The following is a 15,815-nucleotide window of genomic DNA, read 5'->3' as shown; positions in this document are numbered from 1 at the left end:
GCGGGGGGTGTGGTGGGGGGCGCTCCCTCCGGACCGGGCCCCGCTCCTCGAACGCCTACGGCGTCCGGTGGGCGGGGCGGTGCCGTCCCGATCCCCCACCCACCCGCGGGGGCTACGCATTCAGCCCAGGGAGTCACCATCCAGCCCGTCCGGCGTTTGAGGACGAGCCTGTGCCGTCCCGATCCCCCTCCCACCCGTGGGGGCTGCGCTTTTCAGCCCAGGGAGTCACCATCCAGCCCGTCCGGCGTTTGAGGACGAGGCCTTCGGGCGAGCGGGGGTCTGGGGGCGGAGCCCCCAGGTACGGGTTGGGTAGGGGCGGAGGGGGCGAAAAACCATTCCCCACGGCAGCCCGGGTGGCGGCCCGCAGGAAACGCCGATGGCCCGGGTGATCTCCAGCGGCTTCTTGCCGTCGCGGGTGCTGAGCCGTGCTTGGAAGGCTTCGCTTCTTACCTGCCCTCCACCAAGGGGATCAGGGTGCGTTCCTGGCGGGCGGACGGGATCTGTGGTTGTTGATCGAGTCCGAAGCTGGTGAAGGCCGTTCGGCGTGGGAGCGGGTAGGGGTCTTTGCCGGTGAGGGAGTTGAGGATGGTGGCGCTGCGCCAGGCGGCGAGGCCGAGGTCGGGGGCGCCGACGCCGTGGGTGTGGAGTTCGGCGTTCTGGACGTAGACGTGGCCGGTGACGGACGGGTCGAGGACCAGGCGGAACTGGTCGTCGATGCGGGGGCGTTCGGAGCTGTCGCGGCGCAGGTAGGGGTCGAGTCCGGCGAGGATGCGGCCGAGGGGGCGTTCACGGTAGCCGGTGGCGAGGACGACGGCGTCGGTGGTGAGGCGGGAGCGGGCGCCTTGTTGGGTGTGTTCGAGGTGGAGTTCGACTTTGGTGGTGGCGACGCGTCCTGCGGTGCGGACGGTGACGGCGGGGGTGAGGACGGCGTCGGGCCAGCCGCCGTGCAGGGTGCGGCGGTAGAGCTCGTCGTGGATGGCGGCGATGGTGTCGGCGTCGATGCCTTTGTGGAGTTGCCATTGGGCGGCGACGAGCCGGTCGCGGACGGGTTCTGTGAGGTGGTGGAAGTAGCGGGTGTAGTCGGGGGTGAAGTGCTCCAGGCCGAGCTTGGAGTACTCCATGGGGGCGAAGGCTTCGGTGCGGGCGAGCCAGTGGATCTTCTCGCGGCCTGCGGGTCGGTTGCGCAGGAGGTCGAGGAAGACTTCGGCGCCTGACTGTCCGGCGCCGATGACGGTGATGTGTTCGGCGGTGAGGAACTGCTCGCGGTGTTTGAGGTAGTCGGCGGCGTGGATGACGGGCACGCCGGGGGCCGCCACGAGGGGCTTGAGCGGTTCGGGGATGTTGGGGGCGGTGCCGACGCCGAGGACGATGTTGCGGGTGTAGGAGCGGCCGAGGGATTCGGCTTCCCCGTCGGCGTCGAGTTGGCTGAAGTCGACTTCGAACAGGGCGCGTTCGGGGTTCCAGCGGACGGCGTCGACCTGGTGGCCGAAGTGGAGTCCGGGGAGGCTGTCGGCGACCCAGCGGCAGTAGGCGTCGTACTCGGCGCGCTGGATGTGGAAGCGCTCGGCGAAGTAGAACGGGAAGAGCCGGTCGCGGTCCTTGAGGTAGTTGAGGAACGACCAGGGGCTGGCGGGGTCGGCGAGGGTCACCAGGTCGGCAAGGAAGGGGACTTGGAGGGTGGCGCCGTCGATGAGGAGGCCGGGGTGCCAGTCGAAGCCGGGGCGCTGTTCGTAGAAGACGGTGTCGAGTTCGGCGAGGGGCTGGGCGAGGGCGGCGAGGGAGAGGTTGAAGGGGCCGATGCCGATGCCCACCAGGTCGCGGGGTGCAACGGCGGCGGGGTGTGGGGGGTTGGGCGTCGGGCTCATCGGGGGGTGTGTCCTTCCACCAGTTTCAAGAGCGTGGCCAGGTCGCCTGGCCGGGTGTGGGGGTTGAGGAGGGTGGCTTTGAGCCAGCGGCGGCCGTCGAGGGTGGCGCGTCCGAGGACCGCGCGGCCTTCGTGCAGGAGGGTGCGGCGTACGGCGGCGACGGCGGCGTCGGTGGCTTCGGTGGGCCGGAACAGGACAGTGCTGATGGTCGGCCGGTCGTAGAGCTCGAAGCCGGGGTGGGCGGCTATGAGGTCGGCGAACTCGTGAGCGCGCGCGCAGACCTGGTCGACGAGGGCGCCGATTCCTTCTCGTCCGAGGGTTTTGAGGGTGACGGCGATCTTGAGGATGTCGGGGCGCCGGGTGGTGCGCAGGGAGCGGCCGAGGAGGTCGGGGAGGCCCGCTTCGGTGTCGTCGTCGGCGTTGAGGTAGTCGGCGCGGTGTTCCAGTGCGGCGAGGTCGCGTTCGTCGCGGACGGTGAGGAGGCCCGCGGCGACGGGCTGCCAGCCGAGTTTGTGCAGGTCGAGGGTGACGGTGTGGGCGCGGTCGAGTCCGTCGAGCAGGCCGCGGTGCCGGTCGCTGAAGAGGAGGCCTCCGCCGTAGGCGGCGTCGATGTGGAGGCGGGCGCCGTGGGCCTCGCACAGGTCGGCGATCTCGGGCAGCGGGTCGATGAGGCCGGCGTCGGTGGTGCCGGCGGTGGCGGCGACGAGCAGGGGGCCCGGCAGCTCGGTGAGGGCTTCGCAGAGGGCGGCGGGGTCCATCGTGCCGGCGGGGGCGGGGACGACGACGGGGTCGGGCAGGCCGAGGAGCCAGGCGGCGCGGGGCAGGGAGTGGTGGGCGTTGGCGCCGTGCACGAGCCGCACGCCGCCGTGTGCGCTTCCGTGTGCTTCCCGGGCGAGGAGGAGGGCGAGTTGGTTGGACTCGGTGCCGCCGGTGGTGACGAGCGCGTCCGCCGCGCCGGCTTCGCGCGCCAGCGTCCGTGTCACGAGTGCCTCCAGTTCGGAGGCGGCGGGGGCCTGGTCCCAGGAGTCCAGGGAGGGGTTGAGGACGGAGACGGCGAGGTCCGCGGCGGTGGCGACGGCGAGGGGCGGGCAGTGCAGGTGGGCGGCGCACAGCGGGTGGGCGGGGTCCGCGGCGCCCTCGGCGAGGGCCCGTACGAGGGTGTGCAGGGCGTCGTCGCTGCCTTGCCGGGGCAGTACGTCGCCGACCGCGTCCCGCACCCGTCGGGCCACCGCCTCCGGCCCTCCGGCGGGCAGCGGCCCTCCCCTCGCCTCGCCGCCCTCGCGCAGTGCGTCGAGCACGGTGTCGAGCAACGGCCGCAGCGCGCCGGGGCCTTCGGGACCTGAGGCGAGGTGCGGCCTGCTCATGGGTGTCCTCCGGTGGGCGCGCGGCAGGGTGGAGTCCAAGCCTGTACGCAGATCGGGTCGGCGCGCCCGCGAAGGACAACGATCCGACCCAAAAGGGGGTACTGCCGTACGGAGGAAACGTGTTGGAGCGGCCGAGGTGCTAGGAGTCGTGCGCGCGGGCCGGGTTGACGCCGCGCGTTGACGTGGGGGCCCTCTCCTCAGGTGGTGAAGTCGGCCCGGTGGTCGACGGCCCATTCGGCGAAGGTGCGGGCCGGGGACCCTGTGACCGCCTCGACCGTCATGGTGATCTCCGGGCGTATGCCCACGGTGGCCGCGAGGGACTTCAGGACGCCCGGGAGCATCTGAGGCGGGACGTGCGGGAAGAGGTCGCGGCCCACCTCGTCGGGCGGGACCTCGACGAAGCGCAGTTCGCGGCCGAGGGCACGGCCGATCGCCGCGATCTGCTCGCCGGTGGTGACCGCGGCGGGGCCCGTGAGTCGGTGGACGGCGCCGGTGTGTCCGTCGTCGAGGAGGGCGCGGGCGGCGACGGCGGCTATGTCGCCCTCGTGGATGGGCGCGGTGAGGGCGCCCGCGTAGGGGCCGCGGACGGTGTCGCCGGAGCGGATCTGCGGGGCCCACTGGCGGGCGTTGGCGGCGAACGCGTTGGGGCGCAGGAAGGTCCACTCCACGCCGCTGTCGCGGACTTGTCTCTCGATGGCGGCGTGCCAGGCGTAGACGGGGTGGGTCTCGTCGGCGCCCTCCCGGATGATCCCGGAGGAGAGCATCACGACGTGCCGGACGCCCGCCGCACGGGCCGCGTCGAGCACCGCTCCGGTCCGGTCACCGGTGGCCTGTACCTGGAGGAACAGTTTGGACGCGCCCTTGAAGAGGGCGGCCGGGTCGGTGAGGTCGAGGCGCGCGACCTCGGCCGCCGCGGGGAGCGTCGCCTGTTCCGGGTCCCGGGTCAGGGCCCGCACGGGCCGGTTCTCGGCGACCAGACGGCCGACGAGCGCACGGCCCACGTTCCCGGTGGCACCGGTCACAACGATCATGCGTTCTCCTCCTTGGGCTGATCATCCCTGGCCTCCCCGAGCCTAGGGTCTGTCTGACAATTCCCGTCTGCCCCGCGACGCCATGCACGCACTCTCGCCGCACCGGGCGCAGACCCAAGTACGTCCAGTACGAGGCTCTACGCCCGGCACGCCGAGAGCACGCACCTGACGCCGCGAGGCCGCCCTCCGGGCGACGACGGGAATTGTCAGACAGACCCTAGGAGGGATGATCAGCCCGCCGCATCGTCTTGCGGGAACCGGCTCTCAGGTCGCCGGTCCTACGCCTCCCTGACCCGCAACGCCCGCGCCAGGTCGTCCAGTTGATCGGCGAGCTTGCGACGCAGGGCCGGGATGGGGTCGGCGTCGCGGAGGCAGGCCTCGCCGAGGGCGAGGGTCTCCGGGGCGACGGCGTGGACGGGGAAGGCCCAGCGTCCCGCGGCTTCGGCGATGGCGGGGCCGCGGCGGGCGGCGAGGGCCACCGCGTCGGGCCAGAAGCGCTCGACGTACTCCCTGACCAGGTCGGCCTGTTCGGGCTGCCAGAAGCCCTGGGCGGTGGCGGTGAAGAGGTAGTTGGAGAGGTCGTCGTTGGTGAACATCGCCTCCCAGGCCGCCTGCTTGGCCTGCGGGTCGGGCAGCGCGGCGCGGCAGCGGGCGGCGCCTTCCTGACCGGTGGCGCTGGGGTCCTGGACGAGTTCGGCGTCGATGACGGCGTCGTCGATCGCGCCGAGGACGGCGAGCCGGCCCAGGATGCGCCAGCGCAGCTCGGGGTCGAGCTCGGGGCCGCCGGGGACGGTGCCCTCGGAGAACCAGGCGCTGATGGTGTCCGGGTGGGCGGCGACGTCGATGAAGTGGCGTACGGCGGTGAGGCGCAGGCCGGGGTGGGAGCCGTCCTCGGTGCGGCGGATGAGGTCGCGGCACAGGGAGGTGAGGATGGCGAGGGCGGCAGGGCGCTCCTCGGGGCGTACGAAGCGGTCGGCGACCTGTGCGGCGGCGAAGGACAGGACACCCTGGACGAGCGCGAGGTCGGTCTCCTCGGGCAGGTGGGCGGCGGCGGTCTCCAGGTAGGCGGCCGGGGCGAGTTCACCGTCGCGGGCCATGTCGCGCAGGGTGTTCCACAGGACCGCGCGGGTGAGTCCGTCGGGGATCGCGGAGAGGCCGCGCAGGACGGTTTCCAGGGAGGTCTCGTCGAGGCGGATCTTGGCGTACGTCAGATCCGCCTCGTTGGGGACGACCAGGGCGGGGCGGCGGCCGGGGAAGCTCTGGGCCGTGTCGTCCATGGGCAGGTCGAGGCTGATGCGCTCGCGCGGGACGAGGGTGCGGCCGTCGGCGGGTTCGCGGTCGTAGAGGCCGACCTCCACACGGTGCGGGCGGCTGCCGTCGCGGTCGACGGTGAGCGACCAGCCGGGCCTGTCGTCGGTGACGGTGGTGGTGAGGGTGTCGACGCCGGTGGTGCGCAGCCAGGCGTCGGCCCAGGCGTGCACGTCCCGTTCGGTGGCCCCGGCGAGGGAGTCGATGAAGTCGGCGAGGGTGGCGTTGCCGAACTTGTGGCGGGCGAAGTGGGTGTTGATGCCGTCGAGGAAGTCCTTCTCGCCGAGCCAGGCGACGAGTTGGCGCAGCGCGGAGGCGCCCTTGGCGTAGGAGATGCCGTCGAAGTTGAGCATCGCGGACGCGGTGTCGGGGACCGCGTCCGGGTCGGGTGCGACGGGGTGCGTGGAGGGACGCTGGTCGGCGTCGTAGCCCCAGGGCTTGCGGCTGACGCCGAACTCGGTCCAGGTCTCGGTGAACCGGGTCGCTTCGGTGAGGGTCTGGTAGCCCATGTACTCGGCGAAGGACTCGTTCAGCCAGATGTCGTCCCACCAGCGCAGCGTGACGAGGTCGCCGAACCACATGTGGGCCATCTCGTGCGCGATGACCATGGCGCGGGTCTGCCGCTCGGTGTCGGTGACGGCGGAGCGGTAGACGAAGTCGTCGCGGAAGGTGACGAGTCCGGGGTTCTCCATGGCGCCGGCGTTGAACTCGGGGACGAACGCCTGGTCGTAGGAGTCGAAGGGGTAGGGCTCGTCGAACTTCTCGTGGTAGCGGTCGTAGCAGGCGCGGGTGACGTCGAGGATCTCGTCGGCGTCGGCGTCCAGGTAGGGGGCCAGCGAGCGGCGGCAGTGGATGCCGAAGGGGAGGCCGCGGTGCTCGGTGCGTACGGAGTGCCAGGGCCCCGCGGCGACGGCGACGAGGTAGGTGGAGATCAGCGGGGTCGCGGCGGCTTCCCAGCGGCCCTCCCCGAGGTGTTCGGTGACGCCGTTGGCGAGGACGGTCCAGCCCTCGGGGGCGGTGACGGACAGCTCGAAGACGGCCTTCAGGTCGGGCTGGTCGAAGGCGGCGAAGACGCGCTGGACGTCCTCCATGAACAGCTGGGTGTAGAGGTAGGTCTCGCCGTCGGTGGGGTCGGTGAAGCGGTGCATGCCCTCGCCGGTGCGGGAGTAGCGCATCGCGGCGTCGACGCGCAGCTCGTGCTCGCCTGCGGTCAGGCCCTTGAGCGGCAGCCGGTTCTCGTCGAGGGTCTCGGGGTCGAGGGGCTGCCCGTCGAGGGTGACGGAGCGCAGCTCGGCGGGCTTCAGCTCGACGAAGGTGTCCGCGTCTGTGCGGGCCGTGAACCGGATGACGGTCCGGGAGTCGAAGGTGTCGTCGCCACCGGTCAGGTCGAGTGCGATCCCGTAGTGGTGGACGTCGAGGAGCTTGGCACGGGTCTGCGCTTCGTCGCGCGTCAGTACGGACATGGGGACATGCTGCCTGATGGGTCCGACAGCGCACAGAGGTGGCCCGTTTTACGGCCTTTGCCCCCGCCTGACGACGAGGTCCGGACCTGCCCCTGGCTGGCACCGCTCCCGGCTAGGAGGTCCGGTCCTGCCTCAGCTTCCCGTGGCGGGCCTCGCGCTGGAGGGGCACGCGGGTGTCGGGGTGCGCGAGGGCGGGGTCCGGGGTGTGTTCCTTGACCAGGGCGCGCAGTTCGCGCACTTCGCGTTCCAGGCTCTGGTAGCGCTGGTGGGTGTCGTACAGGTAGCGGACCTTGGTGCGCAGGGCCCAGGGGTCGATGGGTTTCATGACGAGGTCGGCGACGCCGAGGCCGAAGGCGGTGGCGGTCAGTTCGGCGTCGGGGCCGAAGCCGGTGACCAGGATGATGGGGATGTGCTGGGTCTGTCCCACGCGCCGCATGTAGCGCACGACGTCGAGGCCGCTGACGCCGGGCATGCGCACGTCGAGGACGAGCAGTCCGACCTGGCCGCGCAGGACTTCCTTGAGCGCCTCGTCGCCGCTGGTCGCCCGTGACAGGAGGTAACCCAGCGGGGCCAGGGCGCTCTCCAGGGCGTACAGCGTGTCCTCATGGTCGTCGACGATGAGGATCTTGGCGTCCGAAGGCATGGCCCGACGTCCCCTCGTTTGGACATACCAGCTTATGCCCGCACGGACTCACGACGTGCGCCCGCGGTGGAGAAGGAGTGCTCGGTGCAAAGGCAGCGCAGAGCGCTCAGCGCAGGATGCACGGTGGGGCGGGCCGCTGTCACTCCCCCGTGTCGGCGATGGTGTCGACAGTGCCGTCCGCGATGCGCTCGTGGTGCCGGATGACCTCGGCGATGATGAAATTGAGCAATTTTTCGGCGAAGGCCGGATCCAGCTTGGCGTTCTCGGCGAGTCTGCGCAGCCGGGCGATCTGGTGGGCCTCGCGGGACGGGTCGGCGGGCGGCAGTTGATGGGCGGCCTTGAGGTGGCCGACCTGCTGCGTGCACTTGAAGCGCTCGGCGAGCATGTGGACGACGGCGGCGTCGATGTTGTCGATGCTGTCGCGCAGCCGGTCGAGTTCGGCGCGGACGGCCGGGTCGACCCGGGGGCCCGCGCCGGCGGTCGCCTCGTTGGTGTTGCTGTTGGTCATGGGGACCAACCCTACGTGGCGTGCACACACTCCCTGCAGGCGTATGGGCGCTCCCTATGTGGCGGGCGAACGCTCGATCATGGGTGGATCGTCGGGGTCAGGTATCCGGTCGCTCCAGCCGCCGGGCACCGTACGGCCCTGCTGTTCCCGGAAGCGGACGGGTGCCATGCCGACGCGTCGGGTGAACAGGCGGGAGAAGTAGGCGGGATCGTCGTAGCCCACCTGTCGGGCGACCGCGGCGACGGGGAGATCGGTGGCGGCTAGCAGCTCCTTGGCGCGGCCCAGGCGGATGCCGAGGAGGTAGTCCTTGGGGCTGCGTCCGGCGGCGCGGCGGACGGCGGTGCGCAGTTCGGCGGGGGTCATGCCGTGCCGGGCCGCGTGCTCGGCGACGGACAGTGGCTGGAACGCGTCGCGGGCGAGGGCTTGCAGGACCGGGGAGCCGTCGGGGGCGAGATCGGCGCGGGCGCGGCGCAGCGCGACGAGGAGTTCGTGGACGGCGGCACCCGTCTCGACCTCCAGGAGGGGGTTGTCGCGGCGGGCGGCGCGGGCGATGCGGCCGATGACGGCGCGGGCGCCGGCGGCGTCGGAGAGGGGCACGACGGGCCGGTCCGGTTCGATGTAGCCGAGTTCGGTGTACGTCGCCGTCGCGGGCCCGGTGAAGTCGACGAAGCACTCGTCCCAGCCGGAGTCGGGCCCGTAGTGGTGCGGTACCCCGGGGACCAGCCAGATCAGGGCGGGCGCGGTGACGGTGAGGCGGTGCCTGTCGGGTGTCCGGTACCAGCCGCCGCCCTCGCCGATCACGACGGCCACGTGGTGGTCGAGGGTGCGGGGCCCGACGGTGGGCAGCTCGCCGTACTGGAGGCCGACGCCGAGGCAGACGAGACCGAGCCGGTGATGCACGGGACCGGGGGTGAAATAGCGCATCCAGGTGTGGTACATCCGCTTTAGCCCCTCCCCTTTGGCTCCTCAGATCTGTCCAACCAGCCTTGATCTTTGTCCATGGACCGGGCCGTCGCCAGCGGTGAGGGTGGGCCCATGAGCGAGTTCACGGTGGGGGACACGGATTTTCTGCTGGACGGGCGGCCGGTGCGGCTGCTGTCCGGCGCGCTGCACTACTTCCGGGTGCGCGAGGAGCTGTGGGAGCACCGGCTCGGGATGCTGCGGGCGATGGGGCTCAACTGCGTGGAGACGTACGTTCCGTGGAATCTGCACGAGCCGCGGCCCGGCGACTTCCGCGACGTGGAGCAGCTGGGGCGTTTCCTGGACGCGGCCGGACGGGCGGGCCTGTGGGCGATCGTGCGTCCGGGCCCGTACATCTGCGCGGAGTGGGACAACGGCGGGCTGCCGCACTGGCTGACGGGCCGGCCGCGGACCCGGGACGCGGAGTATCTGCAGCAGGTGGAGCGCTGGTTCGGCCGGCTGCTGCCCGAGATCGTGCCCCGGCAGATCGACCGGGGCGGCCCGGTGCTCATGGTGCAGGTCGAGAACGAGTACGGCAGCTACGGCTCGGACCGGGTGTATCTGCGCCGGCTGGCCGACCTGCTGCGTGACAGGGGCGTGACCGTCCCGCTGTTCACCTCGGACGGCCCCGAGGACCACATGCTCACCGGCGGCTCGATTCCGGGAGTCCTCGCGACCGCCAATTTCGGCTCCCACGCGCGCGTGGCCTTCGAGACGCTGCGCCGTCACCAGCCCCAGGGGCCGCTGATGTGCATGGAGTTCTGGTGCGGCTGGTTCGACCACTGGGGCGCCGGTCATGTCGTACGGGATCCGGACGACGCGGCCCAGGCGCTGCGGGAGATCCTGGAGTGCGGTGCGTCGGTCAACCTCTACATGGCGCACGGGGGGACGAACTTCGCGGGCTGGGCGGGCGCCAACCGGGGCGGCGGCGCACTGCACGACGGCTCCCTGGAGCCCGACGTCACCTCCTACGACTACGACGCGCCCATCGACGAACTCGGGCGGCCCACCGAGAAGTTCTGGCGCTTCCGGGAGATCCTCGCCGAGTACGCGGACGGCCCGCTGCCCGACGTACCGCCGGCGCCCCCGGCGCTCGCCGAGCCCGTGGCACTGGACCTCGACGCATGGGCCTCCCTGGACGACGTACTGCGGACGCTTGGCGGCCCCGGGGACGAGTACCCCGTACCGCCGACCTTCGAGGAACTGGACGTCGACCAGGGGCTCGTCAAGTATGAGGTGACCGTGCCCGGCCCCCGGCAGCCGTACCCGCTCACCCTGCGCGGGCTGCGGGACCTGGCGGTGGTGTACGTCGACGGGGCGGCGGCCGGGGTGCTGACCGAGGACGACGCACGGCTCAAGGAGCCCGTCGCGGGGCACTCGCGCGTGGAGCTGTGGGTGGAGTCCCTGGGGAGGGTCAACTACGGTCCGCGCAGCGGCGAGCCGAAGGGCGTCACCGGAGGCATCCTGCACGAGCGGCAGTATCTGCACGGGGTGCGGGCGCAGGGTCTGCGGCTGGACGCGGTGGACGACGTCGGCCCGGTCCCCTTCGGCGAACTCCCCGCGGACGGCTCCCGCGGCCTGTACCGGGGCACCTTCACGGTACGCGGCGCGGGGGACGCCTTCCTCGAACTCCCGGGCTGGACCAGGGGGTTCGTGTGGATCAACGGGTTCAATCTGGGCCGCTACTGGTCCGTGGGCCCGCAGCGCTCGCTGTACGTCCCCGGTCCTGTGCTGCGCGAGGGCCTCAACGAGGTGTGGGTGCTGGAACTTCAGGAGGCTCCGCGGCTTCCCGAGCCTTCGTCTTCGCCGGTGTTGCGCGGGCCGGACCGGGGCTGACGGTGGGAGGCAGGGCGCCCGCGACCGGGGCAGGTCGCGGGCGCCCACGAGCGCGTGTGGCGTCAGAGGGTCAGAGCGTTGCCGCCGCGGCGGCTATGGCCGATGCGAACGTCGAGACCTCGGAGTAGACGCCGGGGGCGTTGGCGCGGGCGCAGCCGATGCCCCAGCTGACGATGCCGACCTGGATCCAGGCGTTGGCGCTGTCCCGGCGGAACATCGGGCCGCCGGAGTCGCCCTGGCAGGTGTCGACGCCGCCCGCCGCGTAGCCGGCGCAGATCTCGTCGCTCGCGACGAGGCCGCTGTAGCCACTGTAGGAACGACACGTGGCGTCACTGACGAACGGCACGGTGGCCTTCAGCATGTAGCGCTGCTGGGCGCCGCCCTCGGAGGCCGAGCCCCAGCCCGCGATGGTGAAGGTGCCGGTGTTGTACTGCGTGGTGGTGGCGATCTTCAGCGTCGACTGGGTGGTGATGGGCGAGGCGAGCTTGATGAGCGCCCAGTCCTTGCCGTTGCCGTTGTAGCCGGGGGCCCGGTAAACGTAGGTGGACTTGACCTGGACCCGGCCGGTGGTGGACTGGAGGTCGACAACACCGGCGGTGGCGGTGATGCTGGTGTTGGCGCCGGTGCCGCTCACACAGTGCGCGGCGGTGAGCACGATCTGCTGCGTGTAGAGCGCGCCGCCGCAGCCCATGGAGAGCCGGACCATGAAGGGGAACTCGCCCTGCGCGGCGCGGGTTCCGCCGACGACGGGCGCGGGCGCGGCCTGCGCGCTGGAGAGGGGCTGGAGCGAGACGGCCGCGAGAAGGACGGCGCCGATGGCGAGCGCTCTCTTGACGCCGGTGAATCTCTTCAGAAACTTCAACGTGCTTCCCTTCGTGGGGGGTTGAACGCGCAGCGGGGAGCCGCACGTCACGCACAGCACTGGGCCGCGGCACCGATGGAGCCGACCGACCCGGACACGTGGCATGTGCCTGCCAAGCTGTTGCGGATTATGAAGAGCCCTCCGCACCCCCGGCAAGGACCTCATTCCAGCCACACCGAGTCCGCCACCCGCCTCCGCACCCCGCCGCCCGGCGGACCCCCGGCCTACAGTGGAAGTCAGTTCCGGCGTCTTCAGGGGGTGCGGACGTGGCGAACGGCGGACCCGTCGAGCACGGCTACCCGCACCTCGACACGGTGCGGGCCTCGATCACCGCGCTCTACAAACGGCTCTCGTACGACACCGTCCACACCTTCGCGACCAGCGTGGCCCCCGCCGACGTGGCCTTCAGCGACACCGACGACCTGCATCTGGGCGCGCAGCGCGTGGCCCAGGAGATGGTGCGCCACTACCACCTCCCGGACGCCCGGATGATCGTCGGCTTCCGCGAGATGACCCACGCGGCGAACGTCGAACTCGCCGCGGGCCCCGAGTACTTCATCGAACTCAACGACCGGTTCCGCACCCACCGCCGGGACATCGGCGCGGCCCTCGCCCACGAGGTCATGCACGTCTACCTGCACCGCCTCGGCCTCGACTTCCCCGGCACCCGCGACACCGAGATCCTCACGGACACCGCGGCGACCTACCTCGGCGCGGGCTGGCTCCTCCTCGACGCCTTCCGCGAGGACGCGGACTCCTCGCAGAAGCTCGGCTATCTGACGCCGGAGGAGTTCGGCTACGTCCTCGCCAAGCGGGCGCTGGTCTTCGGCGAGGACCCCTCGATCTGGTTCACCAGCCCGCAGGCGTACACCGCGTACACCAAGGGCATGGCCCAGGCCCACCACGACGAACGGCAGCCCCCGCTGACCGCCGCCGGCTGGGCGGGCCGCCACCGCTACGCCAAGGACCGCCGCTACGCCCAGGACCACCACACCCCCGGCCCACAGCCCGGCGTCCCCTACACCTTCACCCCCGACGGCCGCGGCCCGCTGCGCGTGTCGTTCCCCTGCCCCACCTGCCACCAGCGGATCAGGGTGCCGGTACGCGGCCGGGTACGGGCACGGTGCGCGCTGTGCCGGACGGTGCTGGAGTGCGACACGTAGGTGACGAGACGTAAGAGGTGAGGCAGAACACCCCAAAAGCCTTTGCCTCACCCGGCCTTCGGGAGCGAGGGTCGAAGGATGAGCACGAACGACCCCACGGCGCTTCTCTTCACCGCTGTGTACGAGGGTGACGAGGACGCGGTCGTACGGCTGCTGCGCTCCGGCGCGGATCCGGAGTCCGTGGACGAGGACGGCCAGACGGTGCTGTACCTGGCGGCGGTGAGCGACCAGCCCGACATCGTACGGCTGCTGCTTGCGGCCGGCGCCGCGCCCGACCGGCTCAGCGCGGGCTCCGACGCTCCGCTGTGCGGGGCGGCGTGCGGCGGGCACACCGAGGTCGTACGGGCCCTGCTCGCGGCCGGGGCCGGTCCCGACACCGTGGAGGAGTTCGGGTTCACGGCGCTGGCGTGGGCGTTGCGGTGCGGCCATGTCGCCGTGGCGGAGGCCCTTCTCGCGGGCGGCGCGGATCCGGACCGGCCCGGGCCGAGCGGCGAGCTCCCGCTGGTCGCGGCCGCGCGGCGGGGGTCGCCCGGCTGCGTGCGCGCCCTCCTCGCGCACGGCGCGCGGTCCCGCTCCGAGGCCCTCGCGGAGGCGCGCCGCTGGCTGGCCCTCGACGTCGAGGCCGAACTCCGCGCGGGCCTCGAGCAGGCCTACGGCCCCGGCCGCCGCTCCGTCACCCACCGCCACCCGGCGGACGGCGGCGTCATCATCGAGGTCCAACTCCTCGACACGCAAGGCAACCCGACGGCGGGCAACGACCAGCAGACGGGGCATGCGGAGATAGCCACGCTGCTCGGCGGGTGAGGGGTTTTTTCGCCCCCTCCGCCCCTACCCATTCCCGTCCCTTGGGGGCTCCGCCCCCAAACCCCCGCTCCTCAAACGCCGGAGGGGCTGAAGATTTCCCCGGCCGGCGCTGAAATCTTTCGCCCCGGCCGGAGCTGAAATCTTTCAGCTCCGGCCGGGGCTAGAGATCTTTCAGCCCGTCCGGCGTTTGAGGACGAGGCCGTCCAGGCCGAAGCGGGGGTCTGGGGGCGGCAGCCCCAGGAACGGGACGGGTAGGGGCGGAGGGGGCGAAAAAACCCAACCCTCACCCCGCCCCGTACACCGCCCCCGGCACCTCCGCCCCCGCCAACAACTTCACCGCCGCATCCCCCGCCTCGGCCGGAGTCCACCGCGCCCCCTTGTCCACACCCGGCCCCGCCCGCCACCCCTCCATCACAGTGATCCGCCCACCCTCCGCCTCGAAGACCCGCCCGGTGACCCCGGCACTCGCCGCGGACCCGAGCCACACCACCAACGGAGACACGTTCTCCGGTGCCATCGCGTCGAAGCCCCCGCCACCCTCAGGCGCGGCCATCGTCGACGCGAACGCCCCCTCCGTCATCCGCGTCCGCGCGGCAGGCGCGATCGCGTTGACCTGAACCCCGTACCGCCCCAACTCGGCGGCGGCGACAAGCGTCAGCCCCACGATCCCGGCCTTCGCAGCGCTGTAGTTCCCCTGCCCGACAGACCCCAACAACCCCGCCCCGCTACTGGTGTTGACCACCCGGGCGACAGGCGGACGCCCGGCCTTGGCCTCCGCCCGCCAGTACGACGCCGCATGCTTCAACGGCAGGAAGTGCCCCTTGAGATGGACCCGCATCACGGCGTCCCAGTCGTCCTCGTCGAGATTGACCAGCATCCGGTCGCGCAGGAACCCCGCGTTGTTGACGAGGGTGTCGAGGCGCCCGTACGTCTCCAGCGCGGCGCGCACGAGGGACGCGGCACCCTCGGTCGTCGCGACGTCGCCCCCGTGGGCCACCGCCACCCCGCCCGCCGAGCGGATCTCGTCGACGACCTGCACGGCGGGAGACCCGGAACCGGGCGCGCCGTCGAGACCGACCCCGAGGTCGTTGACAACGACCCGCGCCCCCTCGGCGGCGTACGCGAGCGCGTGCGCCCGGCCGAGCCCGCGGCCCGCACCCGTGACGACGACGACCCGGCCCTCACACAGCAACGGTGCACTCATCCCAGCTCTCCTCAGCTCTCCTTGTTGGCGGTCGCGGCATCGAGGAAGGCCGGCCGCTCCCCGCCCCCGTGGACGAGCAGCGAGGCCCCGCTGATGTACGCGGCGGCGTCGGAGGCGAGGAAGACGGCGGCCTCTCCGACGTCGTACGGCTCGGCGAGGCGGCCCAGCGGCACGGTCCGCGCGACGGCGGCGACCGCGTCCTCGTCCCCGTAGTGCAGGTGCGACCGTTCGGTGCGGACCATGCCGACGACGAGGGTGTTGACCCGGACATCGGGGGCCCACTCGACGGCCATCGAACGGGCCAGGTTCTCCAGGCCCGCCTTGGCCGCCCCGTACGCCGCCGTGCCGGGCGAGGGCCGCGTCCCGCTCACGCTGCCGATCATCACGACCGCCCCCTTGGCCCGCCGGAGATGGCGGTGCGCGGCGAGGGAGGCGGTCAGCGGCGCGATGAGGTTGAGCTCGATCACCCGCGCGTGGCGTTCGGCGTCCGGCTCCGCGAGCGGCAGGTATGGGGAACCGCCCGCATTGTTGACCAGGACGTCGACCCGGGGCAGGGCGTCGAAGAAGTCGCGGACGGCGGGCGGGTCGCGCAGATCCACGGACGCGAACCCGACACCCTCGACCGGCACTTCGGGCGGCCTGCGCGCGCAGACCACTACGTCGGCGCCCGCCCGTGCGAAGGCCCGCGCGATCCCGGCCCCGACCCCGCGGGTGCCGCCCGTGACGACGACGGTCCTGCCGCCGAGATCCACGTTGTCCACAGGGCCTCCCGCTGGGATGCATTCGCTGCTAGCTTCGAAATCG

At 72.0% G+C, this 15,815-nt stretch carries 13 protein-coding genes; 3 read left to right on the top strand and 10 right to left on the bottom strand.

What is annotated here, in order from left to right:
• Window positions 1-446 precede the first annotated feature (446 nt).
• From OG266_RS33470 to OG266_RS33440, 7 genes are all read right to left on the bottom strand, one after another.
• Complete coding sequence (locus tag OG266_RS33470; protein ID WP_329548214.1) at window positions 447-1,865, bottom strand: SidA/IucD/PvdA family monooxygenase; 1,419 nt, start codon at window positions 1,863-1,865, stop codon at window positions 447-449.
• Complete coding sequence (locus OG266_RS33465) at window positions 1,862-3,229, bottom strand: aspartate aminotransferase family protein (protein ID WP_371550261.1); 1,368 nt, start codon at window positions 3,227-3,229, stop codon at window positions 1,862-1,864. Before OG266_RS33465 ends, OG266_RS33470 begins: the two co-directional genes overlap by 4 nt.
• Before the next feature lie 197 nt (window positions 3,230-3,426).
• Window positions 3,427-4,260: an NAD(P)H-binding protein gene (locus OG266_RS33460; protein WP_371550259.1), complete on the bottom strand. Its 834-nt coding sequence runs from the start codon at window positions 4,258-4,260 to the stop codon at window positions 3,427-3,429.
• A gap of 278 nt (window positions 4,261-4,538) precedes the next feature.
• Window positions 4,539-7,031 (bottom strand): aminopeptidase N, encoded by a 2,493-nt coding sequence (gene pepN, locus OG266_RS33455; RefSeq protein WP_371550257.1) that lies wholly within the window; start codon window positions 7,029-7,031, stop codon window positions 4,539-4,541.
• A gap of 112 nt (window positions 7,032-7,143) precedes the next feature.
• The gene (locus tag OG266_RS33450) at window positions 7,144-7,674 is read right to left on the bottom strand and encodes a two-component system response regulator (RefSeq protein WP_266465494.1); all 531 of its coding nucleotides are present in this window, start codon (window positions 7,672-7,674) and stop codon (window positions 7,144-7,146) included.
• 139 nt (window positions 7,675-7,813) lie between these two features.
• Window positions 7,814-8,182, bottom strand: coding sequence for a chorismate mutase (locus tag OG266_RS33445; RefSeq protein ID WP_266465491.1), 369 nt, complete (start codon window positions 8,180-8,182; stop codon window positions 7,814-7,816).
• Between the two features lie 54 nt (window positions 8,183-8,236).
• Complete coding sequence (locus tag OG266_RS33440) at window positions 8,237-9,121, bottom strand: helix-turn-helix domain-containing protein (protein ID WP_371550254.1); 885 nt, start codon at window positions 9,119-9,121, stop codon at window positions 8,237-8,239.
• Between the two features lie 96 nt (window positions 9,122-9,217).
• Here OG266_RS33440 and OG266_RS33435 point away from each other — a divergent pair, with 96 nt between their 5' ends.
• Entirely contained in the window at window positions 9,218-10,978 is a 1,761-nt protein-coding gene (locus OG266_RS33435; protein WP_371550253.1) for a beta-galactosidase family protein, read from the top strand.
• A gap of 70 nt (window positions 10,979-11,048) precedes the next feature.
• On the opposite strand, the gene OG266_RS33430 is transcribed toward OG266_RS33435, so the two are convergent.
• On the bottom strand, window positions 11,049-11,831 hold the full coding sequence (locus OG266_RS33430) for a trypsin-like serine protease (RefSeq protein ID WP_266470765.1): 783 nt from the start codon (window positions 11,829-11,831) through the stop codon (window positions 11,049-11,051).
• 275 nt (window positions 11,832-12,106) lie between these two features.
• Between OG266_RS33430 and OG266_RS33425 the strand changes: the two genes are divergently transcribed.
• Both OG266_RS33425 and OG266_RS33420 read left to right on the top strand, forming a co-directional pair.
• Window positions 12,107-13,003, top strand: a complete 897-nt coding sequence (locus tag OG266_RS33425) for a hypothetical protein (RefSeq protein ID WP_329548206.1) — start codon at window positions 12,107-12,109, stop codon at window positions 13,001-13,003.
• A 78-nt stretch (window positions 13,004-13,081) separates the two neighbouring features.
• Window positions 13,082-13,807, top strand: coding sequence for an ankyrin repeat domain-containing protein (locus OG266_RS33420; RefSeq protein WP_371550251.1), 726 nt, complete (start codon window positions 13,082-13,084; stop codon window positions 13,805-13,807).
• Between the two features lie 283 nt (window positions 13,808-14,090).
• Here OG266_RS33420 and OG266_RS33415 read toward each other — a convergent pair whose 3' ends face one another.
• Entirely contained in the window at window positions 14,091-15,011 is a 921-nt protein-coding gene (locus OG266_RS33415) for an SDR family oxidoreductase (protein WP_371550249.1), read from the bottom strand.
• A gap of 11 nt (window positions 15,012-15,022) precedes the next feature.
• The gene (locus tag OG266_RS33410; RefSeq protein ID WP_371553046.1) at window positions 15,023-15,763 is read right to left on the bottom strand and encodes an SDR family oxidoreductase; all 741 of its coding nucleotides are present in this window, start codon (window positions 15,761-15,763) and stop codon (window positions 15,023-15,025) included.
• Window positions 15,764-15,815 lie beyond the last annotated feature (52 nt).

The sequence above is a fragment of the Streptomyces sp. NBC_00554 genome (assembly GCF_041431135.1).
Classification (GTDB): Bacteria; Actinomycetota; Actinomycetes; order Streptomycetales; family Streptomycetaceae; genus Streptomyces.
Note: the sequence above shows the minus strand (reverse complement) of the source record. Positions and strands in the feature narration are given on the sequence as shown.

Coding starts and splice junctions, on each gene's coding strand:
- OG266_RS33470 (WP_329548214.1), bottom strand. CDS start 1,865: ATGAGCCCGACGCCCAACCCCCCACACCCCGCCGCCGTTGCACCCCGC.
- OG266_RS33465 (WP_371550261.1), bottom strand. CDS start 3,229: ATGAGCAGGCCGCACCTCGCCTCAGGTCCCGAAGGCCCCGGCGCGCTG.
- OG266_RS33460 (WP_371550259.1), bottom strand. CDS start 4,260: ATGATCGTTGTGACCGGTGCCACCGGGAACGTGGGCCGTGCGCTCGTC.
- pepN (WP_371550257.1), bottom strand. CDS start 7,031: ATGTCCGTACTGACGCGCGACGAAGCGCAGACCCGTGCCAAGCTCCTC.
- OG266_RS33450 (WP_266465494.1), bottom strand. CDS start 7,674: ATGCCTTCGGACGCCAAGATCCTCATCGTCGACGACCATGAGGACACG.
- OG266_RS33445 (WP_266465491.1), bottom strand. CDS start 8,182: ATGACCAACAGCAACACCAACGAGGCGACCGCCGGCGCGGGCCCCCGG.
- OG266_RS33440 (WP_371550254.1), bottom strand. CDS start 9,121: ATGTACCACACCTGGATGCGCTATTTCACCCCCGGTCCCGTGCATCAC.
- OG266_RS33435 (WP_371550253.1), top strand. CDS start 9,218: ATGAGCGAGTTCACGGTGGGGGACACGGATTTTCTGCTGGACGGGCGG.
- OG266_RS33420 (WP_371550251.1), top strand. CDS start 13,082: ATGAGCACGAACGACCCCACGGCGCTTCTCTTCACCGCTGTGTACGAG.
- OG266_RS33415 (WP_371550249.1), bottom strand. CDS start 15,011: ATGAGTGCACCGTTGCTGTGTGAGGGCCGGGTCGTCGTCGTCACGGGT.